The 13,518-nt window shown below is 42.1% G+C and carries 13 protein-coding genes; 10 read left to right on the top strand and 3 right to left on the bottom strand.

Annotation, left to right across the window (positions count from 1 at the left end; all coding sequences use genetic code 11):
* Positions 1-30: 30 nt before the first annotated feature.
* Complete coding sequence (locus JSQ81_RS09900) at positions 31-558, bottom strand: YceI family protein (RefSeq protein WP_212607436.1); 528 nt, start codon at positions 556-558, stop codon at positions 31-33.
* 244 nt (positions 559-802) lie between these two features.
* Between JSQ81_RS09900 and murB the strand changes: the two genes are divergently transcribed.
* On the top strand, positions 803-1,729 hold the full coding sequence (gene murB, locus JSQ81_RS09895) for a UDP-N-acetylmuramate dehydrogenase (RefSeq protein WP_212607435.1): 927 nt from the start codon (positions 803-805) through the stop codon (positions 1,727-1,729).
* A 97-nt stretch (positions 1,730-1,826) separates the two neighbouring features.
* Positions 1,827-2,540 carry a YjjG family noncanonical pyrimidine nucleotidase gene (locus JSQ81_RS09890; protein WP_212607434.1) on the top strand — a complete coding sequence of 238 codons (714 nt, stop codon included), beginning with the start codon at positions 1,827-1,829 and terminating at the stop codon, positions 2,538-2,540.
* A gap of 164 nt (positions 2,541-2,704) precedes the next feature.
* Here the strand turns inward: JSQ81_RS09890 and JSQ81_RS09885 are convergent.
* A protein-coding gene (locus JSQ81_RS09885) for an IS3 family transposase (protein ID WP_212605371.1) occupies positions 2,705-4,062 on the bottom strand; the annotation gives its coding sequence in 2 pieces (ribosomal slippage) (positions 2,705-3,594 and positions 3,594-4,062; 1,359 coding nt in all).
* A gap of 213 nt (positions 4,063-4,275) precedes the next feature.
* Entirely contained in the window at positions 4,276-4,947 is a 672-nt protein-coding gene (locus tag JSQ81_RS09880; protein WP_212607433.1) for a universal stress protein, read from the bottom strand.
* 314 nt (positions 4,948-5,261) lie between these two features.
* Here JSQ81_RS09880 and JSQ81_RS09875 point away from each other — a divergent pair, with 314 nt between their 5' ends.
* The 8 genes from JSQ81_RS09875 to JSQ81_RS09840 all read left to right on the top strand — a co-directional run bounded on the left by JSQ81_RS09875 (position 5,262) and on the right by JSQ81_RS09840 (position 13,494).
* Positions 5,262-7,673 (top strand): Na+/H+ antiporter subunit A, encoded by a 2,412-nt coding sequence (locus JSQ81_RS09875; RefSeq protein ID WP_212607432.1) that lies wholly within the window; start codon positions 5,262-5,264, stop codon positions 7,671-7,673.
* On the top strand, positions 7,663-8,085 hold the full coding sequence (locus tag JSQ81_RS09870) for a Na(+)/H(+) antiporter subunit B (protein ID WP_212607431.1): 423 nt from the start codon (positions 7,663-7,665) through the stop codon (positions 8,083-8,085). The genes JSQ81_RS09875 and JSQ81_RS09870 overlap by 11 nt, the downstream gene beginning before the upstream one ends.
* A 3-nt stretch (positions 8,086-8,088) precedes the next feature.
* The gene (locus JSQ81_RS09865) at positions 8,089-8,427 is read left to right on the top strand and encodes a Na(+)/H(+) antiporter subunit C (protein ID WP_212607430.1); all 339 of its coding nucleotides are present in this window, start codon (positions 8,089-8,091) and stop codon (positions 8,425-8,427) included.
* Positions 8,420-9,904, top strand: a complete 1,485-nt coding sequence (locus JSQ81_RS09860) for a Na+/H+ antiporter subunit D (RefSeq protein WP_212607429.1) — start codon at positions 8,420-8,422, stop codon at positions 9,902-9,904. The genes JSQ81_RS09865 and JSQ81_RS09860 overlap by 8 nt, the downstream gene beginning before the upstream one ends.
* 22 nt (positions 9,905-9,926) lie before the next feature.
* Complete coding sequence (locus JSQ81_RS09855; RefSeq protein WP_212607428.1) at positions 9,927-10,409, top strand: Na+/H+ antiporter subunit E; 483 nt, start codon at positions 9,927-9,929, stop codon at positions 10,407-10,409.
* Positions 10,409-10,693, top strand: a complete 285-nt coding sequence (locus tag JSQ81_RS09850; protein ID WP_212607427.1) for a Na(+)/H(+) antiporter subunit F1 — start codon at positions 10,409-10,411, stop codon at positions 10,691-10,693. The genes JSQ81_RS09855 and JSQ81_RS09850 overlap by 1 nt, the downstream gene beginning before the upstream one ends.
* Entirely contained in the window at positions 10,671-11,030 is a 360-nt protein-coding gene (locus JSQ81_RS09845) for a Na+/H+ antiporter subunit G (RefSeq protein WP_212607426.1), read from the top strand. Before JSQ81_RS09850 ends, JSQ81_RS09845 begins: the two co-directional genes overlap by 23 nt.
* A 115-nt stretch (positions 11,031-11,145) precedes the next feature.
* Positions 11,146-13,494 carry a penicillin acylase family protein gene (locus JSQ81_RS09840; RefSeq protein WP_212607618.1) on the top strand — a complete coding sequence of 783 codons (2,349 nt, stop codon included), beginning with the start codon at positions 11,146-11,148 and terminating at the stop codon, positions 13,492-13,494.
* Positions 13,495-13,518 lie beyond the last annotated feature (24 nt).

Genomic DNA, 13,518 nt, shown 5'->3' with positions numbered 1-13,518 from the left:
ATAAGCCACATGTCCGTTTTCGGTTATATATTATTGTGCAGGGTTTACTTGCACTTCAATTGTAATCGTAATATCATCGCCGACAAGAACGCCGCCAGCTTCAAGCGTTTGGTTCCATGTCAGGCCAAATTCTTTTCTTGAAATTTTACCTTCAACTTCAAAAGCAACAACATCCACACCCCATGGATTCTTTCCGCTACCTTCGTAAACAGCTTTGAACGTTTCTTGTTTCGTAACGTCTTTAACCGTCATATCTCCTGTAATCTCGTATTCATTCTCGCCAGTTTTCACGATATTCGTAGAAACAAACGATAGATTCGGATATGTTTCAACATCGAAAAAGTCAGCCGAACGAAGGTGATTGTCGCGATCGTCACTGTTGGTATGAATTGTCGCCGCGTCAATTTTGAAATTAATGCTAGCACCCGCTAAATCTTCAGGATTTCCTTCAACCGTGCCTTCGATTCCCGTGAAACGTCCGCGCACCTTTGAAACCATCATATGTCTCACAGAAAACCCGACGTTTGAATGTGAAGCATCTACTACCCATTTACTCATAATGAAATTCCTCCTTTTATTTGTGAAGCTATAATCTACTATAACGGAAATGTATCTTGAATTCAAGGTATTTGTTTTCATTGCGAATAAATCCCTAAATAAAGCGGTGTCATCACAATTTCCACCGTTCAAAGATAGTCAGAAAGAAGTGTTCTCTTTCTTGCAGGAAACAATCCTTGTCAAATAAACAATTTCCAAGCATACTAATAGAGGTGAAAGGCTAATTTGAAAGGACTGGATGTTGATGTCAAAGCATCAGTGGTATAAAGATTTACAAGGGAAAATTAAACATGGTGTACTCCGAATCGATGAACCTTTATGCAAATATACGATGACAAAACTCGGCGGTTCTGCCGATATTCTTGTTATCCCACTTACAATAGACGAAACAGAAGCTACTGTGCGCTATGCCTACGAGCATGATATTCCGCTACTTCTACTTGGAAATGGATCCAATATGGTCGTGCGAGACGGCGGAGTCAGAGGAATTGTTCTTCATTTATCAAAACTAAATCAAATAAAAATCAAAGGTACATCTGTTCATGCGGAAGGCGGAGCGAATATATTCGACGTGTCCCGACTTGCCGGTGCAAAATCATTAACCGGTTTCGAATTTGCTTGCGGCATCCCAGGATCAGTAGGCGGAGCGATGGCAATGAATGCCGGGGCGTACGGTGGGGAAATTAAAGACATAATTGTCCAAGTAACTGTGCTCACAAAAGAAGGGAAGCGCCTCATTCTGTCCAAAGACGAGCTAGAACTTGGCTATCGCCAAAGCATAATTACGAAAAAAGGCTATTATGTTTTATCGGCAGATTTCAAACTAGAAGTAGGCAGCCAAGAAGAAATTAACGCAAAAATGGCCGACCTGACTTACCAAAGAGAATCCAAACAACCCCTTGAATTCCCATCAGCCGGAAGTGTTTTCAAACGACCGCCCGGCTACTTTGCAGGAAAACTCATTCAAGACAGCGGACTCCAAGGAAAAGGATTCGGCGGCGCAGAAGTATCCGTCAAACATGCAGGATTCATCGTCAATAAAAACAACGCAACGGCATCCGACTATATTCAAACAATCGAAATGGTAAAAGCCGAAGTCAAAAAGAACTTCGACGTAGACCTCGAACTCGAAGTGAAAATCGTCGGGGAAGAAAAAGAAGCAAATGACTAACTAGAAACAATTAAAGACAAAGCCCGAATTCGCATAAGAATTCGGGCTCTTTTAAATCTATAACCTTTATATTTTAAACAGGAAATGGAGAGTAATCTTGAAAAAGTATAGAACTTTATTATTTGATGTAGATGATACACTATTGGATTTTGGAGCTGCTGAAAGAGAAGCATTACGCTCGTTATTTAAGGAACAAAACATTTCCTTGACCTCTGAAATGAAAGCAAACTATAAAAAAATAAATCAAGAACTATGGAAGTCTTTTGAAGAAGGAAAAATAAATCGCGATGAGGTCCTGAATACTCGTTTTTCTATTTTATTCAAGGCATATAATCAAGAAGTTGATGGCGCATTACTGGAAAAGTGCTATCGCAGCTACTTAGAAGAAGGAAAACAACTTGTCAGTGGCGCTATTGAATTGATAACAGACTTACAAGATCAATATGACTTATATATTGTCACGAACGGTGTTTCCAAGACTCAGTACAAACGATTACGTGATTCGGGATTATATCTATTATTTAAAAATATATTTGTGTCAGAGGACACCGGATTTCAGAAGCCAATGAAGGAGTACTTTGATTATGTATTTGCGAGAATTACTAATTTTGATGTAAACCAAGCATTAATCATCGGAGATTCTTTAAATGCGGATATCAAAGGCGGACAACTAGCCGGAATAGACACATGTTGGTTTAACCCTGAAATGAAGCCCAACAACACAAATATTATTCCAACCTATGAGATTCAAAAACTAGAAGAGCTTTATCGGATCTTGCTAGAAAAGGAAACTGAAATTGGCATCATCTAAATAATCATGATAAAAGTGAAAAGAAAAGACTATATAGCTACCACCTCAGTACAATGAAGATAGTTGATTGTAGTGGAGGGCGGCGACTCCAACGGGATTAGCGGGACAGGTGAGACCCCGCAGTGGAGCGTTGCACTGGACCCTTAAAATTGGACACTATTTTTCTAAGCAGCGAGTTCGTATTTTTTCCGATAGCCCATTGGGCTTTTCCGCTCTAATCTGGACTTGATTCTTAAATGATTATAATAATAGATATACTGTTCTAGTTCCTCTTTAAAGTGTTCAAGATCATCGAACTCCTGCAGGAACAGGAATTCATATTTAAGGATTCCGAAAAAGTTCTCGATGACGGCATTGTCGTAACAGTTTCCTTTTCGCGACATGCTCTGTGTGATGTTGTATTCCTTTAGTATCTGACAATATTGTGGCATTCGATAATGCCAGCCTTGATCTGAGTGGATCAAGAGCTCATCGTCTTCTTTTACGTATTCAAGTGACTGCTTTAACATTGTTTCCACTAAATCAAACGTAGGCCTCGATTGAAGCGTATAGGTAATGATTTCGCCGTTGAACAGGTCTAAAATAGGAGAGAGATATAATTTCTGTCCAAATAATTTAAATTCTGTAACGTCTGTAACCCATTTTTCGTTGGGTTTTTCCGCTTTGAAATTGCGGTTCAAGATATTTGGGGCTGCTTTCCCGAATGCACCTTTATAGGATTTGTACTTCTTCATTCGGACAATACATTGAAGCCCCAGGTCTCGCATAATCCGAAGAACTTTCTTCTTGTTTATCGTGTGTCCTTTTTCGTTCAGGACGTCGGTGATGCGTCGATACCCAAGGCGCCCTTTGTGTCGGTGGTAGATGAAGTTGATTCTTCTCTTCCACTTCCGGTCGGGGTCTGGCTGCTTGAAACTATTTACGATGTTGTAGTAGGTGCTTCTTGCAATACCGGCTATCTTTACCATCTTGTTCACTGGGAATTCATGCCTTAGTAGAAATATTACTTTCGTTTTAATCTTTTTGGTGATCTTTCTTCCTGAACTAAGGCTTCCAGCTTTTTTAGATAGGCATTCTCCATACGAAGATATTCGAGTTCTTTTTCCATGGCTTCTCTTGATTGGTCGACAAGATCTTTGGAAGTGCTTTTCTTTTGATTGCGAGATTTCATTGTAGAAGGCCCCTTTTCTTTTATTTCAAGGGCACCTTCACCAGCTGTCTCCCACCTTTTCTTCCACCTACGAACCATACTAGGATCCGGGATATGGAAAATAGCCGATGCCTCTCGAATAGAGTAATCCGTTTCATTGATAAATTGAATTACCCTTAGTTTAAAGGCTCCTGGATAGTTTGTATAGGGAAAATCGAATGCATTATCACCATGATGTCGAAACAGTAGCACCCAGTAACGAATTACAGAGTTGTCGACTCCGACCTTTTCTGCCAGGTCTCGGTAACTAATATTTTCATGTTCATAACGTTTGGCTACTAGAAGTTTAAATTCTTTTGTATACTTGGACATTCTTTTTGGGCCTCCTAATATTAGATGGCGTGTCCAATATTAGGGGGGCAGCGCACGTCAGCGACCGAGGAGGCTCACCGCCCGCCCCGTGGAACGCGTCCGCCCGGAACGGAAATCAACGGTTCAAATAAAAAAGCGAGCACCTGAATGATGTAGAATTCAAGTACTCGCAAATGTTATAAACGTTGGACTAGTAGTCACAACGAATTCAATTCATTTCTTATTCTCCTGAATCAAAGAAGGATTAGCAACAAGATCATCCGTTATATGAACCTGGCACATCTTATGGTTACTAAAAAACTTGAAAATCCCATTATTAAAATCAGTGCCGATCTCCTTAAAGAAAATTCCTCTATGACAAGCTTCCTTAGACAAGGTGAATTTAATGCGATAGTCTTCGCCTTCCTTAACTAAATAAGCACGGACGCCCTTTTCGAACATCCCTTCAATCTCATCTTTTATAGAACGATCAACAGAAACAACATGGAAATCGACAAATGTAATTTCACGCAATAACACATTCATGAAAGATCCCTTTGTAATTTCTTCCCATCTGCTCTGGGCAGTTTGTCCAATAATAATTTGCGTAATATTACGCTCATGCGCAACTTCCGCAATCACTTTAGCAGACGGCCGTTTTTCGTTGTCGCGAACAATAAATTCTTCAATATCCAATTCCTCCGCAAGTGCCTGCCAGCGCTCCACATAATCGGATTTCTCTGCATCGAACTCGTCGAAAGGAAGGGGATCCACGGTTAAAATATAAATTGGACAATCCATGATACTCGCCATTTTATGTCCTCGTCTTATGAGACGTTCACCATTTGGACCGTAGTAGACACAAACGAGTATAGCCTCGTCCATACGACCTTTTACCTTGCCCATGGTGGTATTCACCTCTTGTTTAATTATAGTCTTTCCATAACCATAAACGAAAACGTTCTTGTCTATGAAAACTTAATTAGTATATCTGATATTGCCGAATAGGACAAGTTGATTGGTCAAATGCTTCTAAGTGCGAACAACCCGATTTTAGTGTATAATTTCCACTGTACCTTGAAGTTCAGGCAAAAATCCACTTAATCACATGAGTTAAAATCGAAGACCTCTATGGCATCCTATTATGCGCTCAGACACTGTATGAGTCAAGCTTTCTTTATAAAATAATCATTCACAAGTTTTTGATTGGAGGTAAGCATTTGTTAACAGTATTGATGGCAATACTTATTCCCTTTATTGCTGCTATCCTCATTCCATTCATATATAAATTCATCCCACGTATTAATATTGGTTGGTTCGTACTCGTTGTTCCTATTTTATTATTTATAGGGTTGGTCAGATACGTCCCCTCTGTTGCCGCTGGCGAAATATACATAAAAACAATATCTTGGATTCCTTCCGCAGGTATTAATTTCACTACATATTTGGATGGTCTTAGTTTAATATTCGGACTCCTAATTACGGGAGTGGGAAGTCTCGTTATTCTTTATTCGATTTATTATTTGTCCGAACGGGAGTCTTTGGGGCATTTCTATGTGTATTTACTCATGTTCATGGGTTCTATGCTCGGCGTAGTATTTTCGGATAATATGATGGTGCTCTATGTCTTTTGGGAATTAACAAGCATTTCGTCTTTCTTATTGATCGCATTTTGGTACCACCGGAAACAATCCAGATACGGTGCGCAAAAGTCCTTGCTCATCACGGTTACAGGTGGATTGGCGATGCTTATTGGGTTTGTGATGTTGTATGCGATGACCGGATCATTCAGCATAAGAGAAAATATTACAGCGATAGCGGAATTTACAAATCATCCATTATTTGTCCCAGCATTAGTGCTCGTTTTGCTTGGTGCATTTACGAAATCTGCACAATTTCCTTTCCATATTTGGCTCCCAGACGCGATGGAAGCGCCGACGCCAGTCAGTGCTTATTTACACTCGGCGACAATGGTAAAGGCGGGTATCTATCTAGTCGCACGGTTTACACCGATATTCGGCGGTGAAGAAGTATGGTTTTATGCTGTCAGCGGAATTGGATTGCTTACTTTGTTTTGGGGTTCATTGAACGCGATCAGACAAACCGATTTAAAAGTGTTGTTAGCCTATTCGACAATTAGCCAACTCGGTTTAGTGATGAGTTTGTTCGGACTAGGTTCAGTTGCGCTTAACGCCGGTGCTTCATCGGATTCTGTGCTTTATACGCAAGCAACTTTCGCCGCATTATTTCACCTGATCAACCATTCAACTTTCAAAGGCGCGCTCTTCATGGTTGTCGGAATTGTTGACCATAATGTCGGTACGCGTGACGTTCGAAGGCTCGGCGGATTAATGTCGCTTATGCCTGTCACATTTTCGATAGCGCTGATTGGTAGCTTTTCAATGGCCGGATTGCCGCCGTTTAACGGTTTCTTAAGTAAGGAAATGTTTTTTGAAGCGATGTTGATGATGCGTAATTTAGATGTCATATCAATTGGTTCATTGGGAACTATTTTTCCGATTGTCGCATGGATCGCGAGTATTTTTACGTTTGTGTACAGCATGATTATTGTTTTCCAAACGTTTTTCGGCGAACATCAACCGGATCGATTGGATAGAAAAGCGCATGAAGCTTCTAAGGGAATGCTGATTGCACCTACTGTTTTGGCTGCACTTGTGGTTGGTATTTTCTTTTTCCCGAATATCATCGGGAATTATTTATTGCGACCTGCAATGGCCGCGGTCTATCCGAACTTTTCGGATGTTGATCAGTTGACACCCCATATTACAGCATGGCATGCCGGTATGAATATGCCGCTTCTCATGACAATTGGCGTCGTTATTATCGGATTTTTATTGTATATTTCCTTGCATCGTTGGCGTTCGCTGTATTCAGTGGGACCGATGCTTTGGAATTTAGATACGCTTTATAATTGGTCGTTGAAGCAAATGGAAAGCAGCTCAACCACAATTACGGATTATTATATGTCAGGGCATCTTCGCGACTATCTTACATATATATTCGGATTCTTTCTCCTTGCGATAGGTGGAAGTCTAGTGTTATTCGGCGGGTTTTCATTTGACGTGTCGAACGACGCACCGATTTTGATCAATGAAGTGATTCTTGTTTTAGTCATGGCGATTGCTGCGATTTGCATCATCTTTGTTCCATCCCGCGTTACAGCCATTTTATTGAACGGCGTGTTGGGCTATTCAATCGCATTGTTTTTTGTCATATTCCGAGCGCCTGATTTAGCCTTGACGCAAATTGTCGTCGAGACGGTGACGACTGCATTATTCCTTTTATGCTTTCACTTCTTACCTGAATTAAAAAGAGAAACATCGGTCCGTTCATCAAAAGTCCTGAATGGAATTATCGCAATTTCTGCTGGAGTAATTGTCACGGTTATTGCGCTTTCGGTTCAAGGTAATAAATTATTCGATTCTGTCTCGATTTATTTTGAAAATGCGTATGAATTAACAGGCGGTAAAAATATCGTCAATACGATTTTAGGAGATTTCCGTGCGTTCGATACGATGCTGGAAGTCGTTGTTCTTTTCATCGCTGGAATTGGTGTGTATACATTGATTAAACTAAAGGCGAGAAAGGGGGAACGAGACGTTGAAGATTAATGATGTCATTTTACGGACAGTGACAAAGGCTGTTGTTTTCATCATTTTAACGTTTGGCGTAGAGCTGTTTTTTGCCGGACATAATAGCCCGGGCGGCGGCTTTATCGGAGGTCTCGTTCTTTCATCTGCCTTAGTCTTATTATTTTTGGTGTATGATATCGAAACGGTTCAACAAGGTATTCCTGTTGATTTTAAGAAGGTTGCGGCTGTCGGCGTTATTTTTGCAGTGGGGACTGGTGTCGGGGCGATTTTATTCGGCGCAGCTTTTTTAACGCAGACATTCGGCCTTTTTCATTTACCCGTATTCGGGGATACAGAATTAGCGACTGTTGTTTTATTTGAAGTAGGGGTTGCGTTAACCGTTGTTGGAACGGTAGTAACGATCATATTAAGTATTAGTGAGGATGTGTAGCAGATGGAAACGTTAATAACGATCCTGGTTGGCGTACTTGTGACCGTAGCCGTCTACTTGCTACTGTCCCGAAGTTTGATACGAATAATTATAGGAAGTGCTGTGTTATCTCATGCGGTTCACCTCTTATTAATGGTGATGGGCGGTTTGAAAAAAGGAAGTGCGCCGCTACTAGGTGAAAATGCGACTAGTTTTACGGACCCGCTTCCGCAAGCGCTTATTTTGACAGCGATTGTTATCAGTTTCGCGGTTACCGCATTTTTGTTAGTGCTAGGATACCGAACGTATCAAGAAACTGGATTGGACGATTCCAAGGAACTGCGAGGGTTTACAGATGAATAATATCGTAGTTCTTCCAATGGTAATTCCTTTGTTGATGGGCGTCATCCTAATTTTTCTTCGTTCATTCGTAAAAGTGCAACGCGCGTTAAGTCTAATCGCGGTTATCGCAACCGGGATTGTCAGCATTTATATATTGAATACTATCCAATCCGAGGGTATTTTGCGTCTCGATTTCGGTGGTTGGTTGCCGCCGTATGGCATATTGTTTGTCGCAGACTCTTTTTCAGTTTTGTTGGTTTTGACGACAGCGATTGTGTCGACGATTATTTTACTTTACGCATTTTCCACAATTGGGTCTGCGCGTGAAAATATGTTCTTTTATTCATTCGTATTGTTTTTAATAGCGGGTGTGAACGGTTCTTTCTTAACCGGAGATCTGTTCAACTTGTTCGTCTGTTTCGAGGTGATGCTGTTGGCTTCGTATGTGCTGATCACCCTCGGGGGACGTAAAGTTCAACTCGTCGAATCTATTAAATATGTAGTGATAAATGTCTTGTCATCTTGGTTTTTCCTGCTAGGTATTGCTTATTTATACGGATCAGTGGGGACGCTCAATATGGCGCATTTGTCCGAACGGATTGCGGAAGTGGGGCAAGGACCGCTACTGACGACAATTAGTCTAATCTTTTTAATCGTCTTCAGTTTGAAGTCAGGTCTCCTTCTCTACTTTTGGTTACCAGGCTCCTACAGCGCTCCCCCAACAGCGATTGCTGCATTATTTGGTGCGCTTCTGACGAAGGTAGGCATTTACGCAATGTTCCGGACGTTCACGCTTATTTTTTACCACGAACCATCTATTACACATACATTGATTGGAATCATGGCAGCGTTGACAATGATTGGCGGAAGTATCGGTGCGATTGCGTATAAAGATGTCCGTCAAATCGTGACCTATAATGTTGTCATTACAATCGGGTTTATTCTCGTGGGACTAGCGGTTTCTACTGAAGTAGCGATAATGGGTTCAATCTATTACCTTGTCCACGATATGATTATTAAAGCTTTATTGTTTCTAATTGCAGGCACAATGATTTATTTGACGGGTACTTCGCGAATTGAAGAGATGAGCGGTTTGATCCGAAATTATCCTCTGTTGGGTTGGTTGTTTTTCTTAACAACTTTATCGCTTGCCGGCATTCCGCCGCTAAGCGGGTTTATAGGAAAGTTGTATGTTGGTCAAGGTGCAGTGGAGGCAGGATCTTACACGCTTTTGGCAATTGCTTTTCTGTCTAGCATGTTTGTCCTTTATTCGCTGCTGCAAATTTTCATGAATGCTTTTTGGGGCGAAACAATTATTAGCGAGGACGAAGAAACTCCGCTAAGAAATAGCGTATTACTGCCGTGCATCATTCTCGGTATCGCGACGATTGCACTCGGAATCGGCGCGGAAAGCATTGCTGCTTATGTCAGCGATGCGGCGGCAACATTGATGAATCCTCAGATTTACATAGATGCGGTCATGAATGGAAATCGGTGATGGAAAGTGAGGTGGACGAGTCATGCTAGCCCAGTTGTTATTGAATATCGTGATTGCATTCCTGTGGATGCTGTTAATCGATGAAGATGAAATAATCATTGAGACCTTTTTCGCAGGCTTTCTCGTTGGAATCGGCGTTATCTTTCTCATGCATCGCTTTTTCGGCACAAGGTTTTATTTACGACGAGTCTTCGCGACGTTTAAACTGCTTCTGATTTTCATTTCGGAATTAATTCAATCGAGCGCGCTCGTCTTAAAACAAATCTTGAGTCCTAAGTTGAAAATACAACCCGGCATATTCAGGCATGAAACGGTGTTGCAGAGCGACCTTGAGATTACGATGATTTCATTATTGCTCACCTTAACACCAGGATCTGTCGTCATGGAAGTCTCGCCGGAAGGAAATGTCCTCTACGTCCATGCGATGGACGTTGAAAATGAACGCGGCGCGATTTTGAGTCAGTTGAAAAACTTTGAGAAAGCAATTATGGAGGTGACCCGTTAATGATACAAATGATGATCACAATTGCGCTAATTTTATTTGCGATTGCCATTGGGATGGCTGTTATTCGTATTATTCTCGGGCCATCGATGCCGGACCGGGTGTTGGCGCTTGATGTAATCGGTGTAAATTTAATCGCTTCAATCGCTGTCATTTCGGTCTTGATGAATACAAAAGTCTTTCTCGAAGTGATTCTCATATTAGGAATCTTATCGTTCATCGGAACAATTGCCTATTCGAAATTTATCGAGAGGGGTGTTGTCGTTGAACGTAAGCGAGATCGGTGAATTTGTAGGTGCGTTATTTATATTGCTGGGTGGAATTATGAGTGTCATTAGCGTTTACGGTTTACTTCGTTTGCCGGACGTTTACACAAGATCCCATGCAGCGACGAAAAGCTCAACACTAGCGGTATTACTGACGTTATTAGGCGCTTTTATTTACTTTTGGTCGACGGCTCACTTTATTAGTGTCCGATTACTGTTGGGAATTGTATTTGTCTTTTTGACAGCTCCTGTTGCGGGACACTTACTCGTTCGTGCGGCGTATCGATCAAAGGTGAAATTAGCGGATATATCCGGTACGGATGATTTACATGATGTTTTGCATAAAGAAGAAAAGTAGAACTGGGCAGTTAATGCCTTAGTTCTACTTTTTTTGTTTAAAGGAAAATTGGTGAAATACTAGAATAGTAATAGACAGAGGGAGGGGGGATTATGTGGAGAATGAAAGAAAACGCATGCGTTTATGGTTGAAGATTGTTCTGTGGGTGGTTGGCGTTATCACGGTCATCGCTGTTTCTGCACTTATTTTTGTGAACGTTTATATCGGCAAGTCAAAGCCTATTATTGAGGGCGAGGTGATGGCAAAATTTTTGGACGCGGATGTAACGGTGATCAGAGATCAAAACGGCGTGCCGCATATAACAGCTAAATCCGATGCAGATCTTTACCGCGCGCAAGGTTATGTTCAAGCCCAGGACCGGTTGTTCCAGATGGATTTGGCGCGCAGGCAAGCAAGCGGTAGATTGTCAGAAGTTGTCGGAGAAGCAGCGATTGGAACTGACAAACACTATCGCACATTCAGTTTGCGGGTCGCTGCAGAAGCGTCCTATGACGGATACGGCGAGGAAGCTAAAAATGTACTAAATTGGTATGCAGAAGGCGTTAACGCTTTTATCGACGAAAGCAAGTTGTCGTATGAGTTCAAAATTCTAGGGTACACGCCAGAGCCGTGGACAGCTGTAGATTCATTGACCATCGGAAAGTACATGGCTTACGACCTCGGAGGCAATTGGGACACGCTGGCGGTACGACACTGGGCGCTCAATCAATTCCCGGAAGAAAAAGCGAGGGAATTATTCATCGAATACCCCGATAATGCACCGTCAATCATCGAAGCGAATCTCGCAAATCCAGTTAAGGTTGCGGGCCAGTTCGATCCGGATTTACTTCCGCATGAATTTAACGGCAGCAATAATTGGGTGGTGTCAGGCGATAAAACCGCAAGCGGCATGCCAATCTTAGCGGATGACCCGCATCTAGGACTCAATACGCCATCGATTTGGTATCAAATGCATTTGCGATCGCCTGAGCAAAATGTCGGGGGTGTTATTTTTGCAGGGGTTCCGGGAATCATTCTCGGTCATAACGAAAATGTGGCATGGGGTGTGACAAATGTCGGGCCGGATGTACAGGACCTCTATATCGAAAAACCAAACCCGAAAAATCCTACGCAGTTTTTGTATGACGGGAAATGGGAACAAGCAGAAGTCCGAGATGAAACGATTAAGGTAAAAGACGGAGAAGATGTCCCGTTTGAAGTCATCGTTACGAGACACGGTCCGATTATGTCGGAAATTCTTTACGATCAAGAAGATCCGGGCGCGTTATTTTCAATGCAATGGACGGCACTCGAACCGACCCAGGAACTTGAAGCCGTACTCAAAATGAATAAATCGACGGACTGGGAAAGTTTTGAGAAAGCGCTAGAAGATTTCCACGCACCGGCACAAAATTTTGTGTTCGCTGCAACAGACGGAACAATCGCTTATAAAGCAAATGGCCGTATTCCGATTCGGAAAATAGGGGACGGACAATTGCCGGTACCAGGGGATTCTTCTGATTATGGTTGGGAAGGCTATATTCCGTATGATGAGTTGCCAAGCACCGTTAATCCGACAGGGGGGTTCATTGCGACAGCGAATAATGAAGTCGTTGACGATTCTTATCCATATCATATTACGAAGTATTGGGCGCAACCTTATCGTTATGAACGAATTGCGCAGGTTCTTGAGAGCGGTGATAATTTTACCCCTGAAGACATGATGGCGTTGCAGATGGATCAGAAAAACTTATATGCGGCAGAATTTTTGAATCAGATGATCGGGTCGCTTGAAACGAAAGATGTGGAAGGTAAATACGATGACATTGTGAAGATATTGCGCGATTGGAATCAGGTCGATTCCGTGGATGCGTCAGCCCCGCTTATATTCCATAAATGGATTAAGCAACTGCCAATCGTCTTGTTGAAAAAGGATATGCCGGATGACGTGTACAAAATGTTGCCTGGAAAAGGCCATATTACAGACCAAATGCTTCGCGATAGTTACGCGGGAAAACCTGGCGTATGGGTGAATACTTACGGAGGCGTTGATAACTGGGTTTATGATTCATTTGAACAATCAGTCACTGAAATCAATGAGTTGTTTGGAATTGATCCATCAAAATGGAAGTGGGGCGATTTCCATCAATTATCATTTCCGCACGCACTTTCAGGCGCATCGCCAATCTTTGAGCATTTCTTAAATCCGAAGAAACAAGCAATCGGCGGTTCGAATATCACGGTTCAAGCGGCGGCATTTAAAGCGGATGGAACCGTCGATCACGGTGCACCATGGCGATTCGTTGCGGATCTGTCGGACTTATCGACCACCTATCAAATTGTCGGACCTGGCCAAAGCGGGCATATGAAATCAAAGTGGTTCCACAGCCAAGTCGACAACTGGGTGAAAGGGGTTTACCACGAAACGGTTCTTGAAGGTGGCGTGGAAAATGGTTATATCTTAACATTAAAAGCGGGGGATTAAATGCCCCCGCTCCACTAATTAAAA

This window comes from Sporosarcina sp. Marseille-Q4063 (assembly GCF_018309085.1).
GTDB lineage: Bacteria > Bacillota > Bacilli > Bacillales_A > Planococcaceae > Sporosarcina.
Note: the sequence above shows the minus strand (reverse complement) of the source record. Positions and strands in the feature narration are given on the sequence as shown.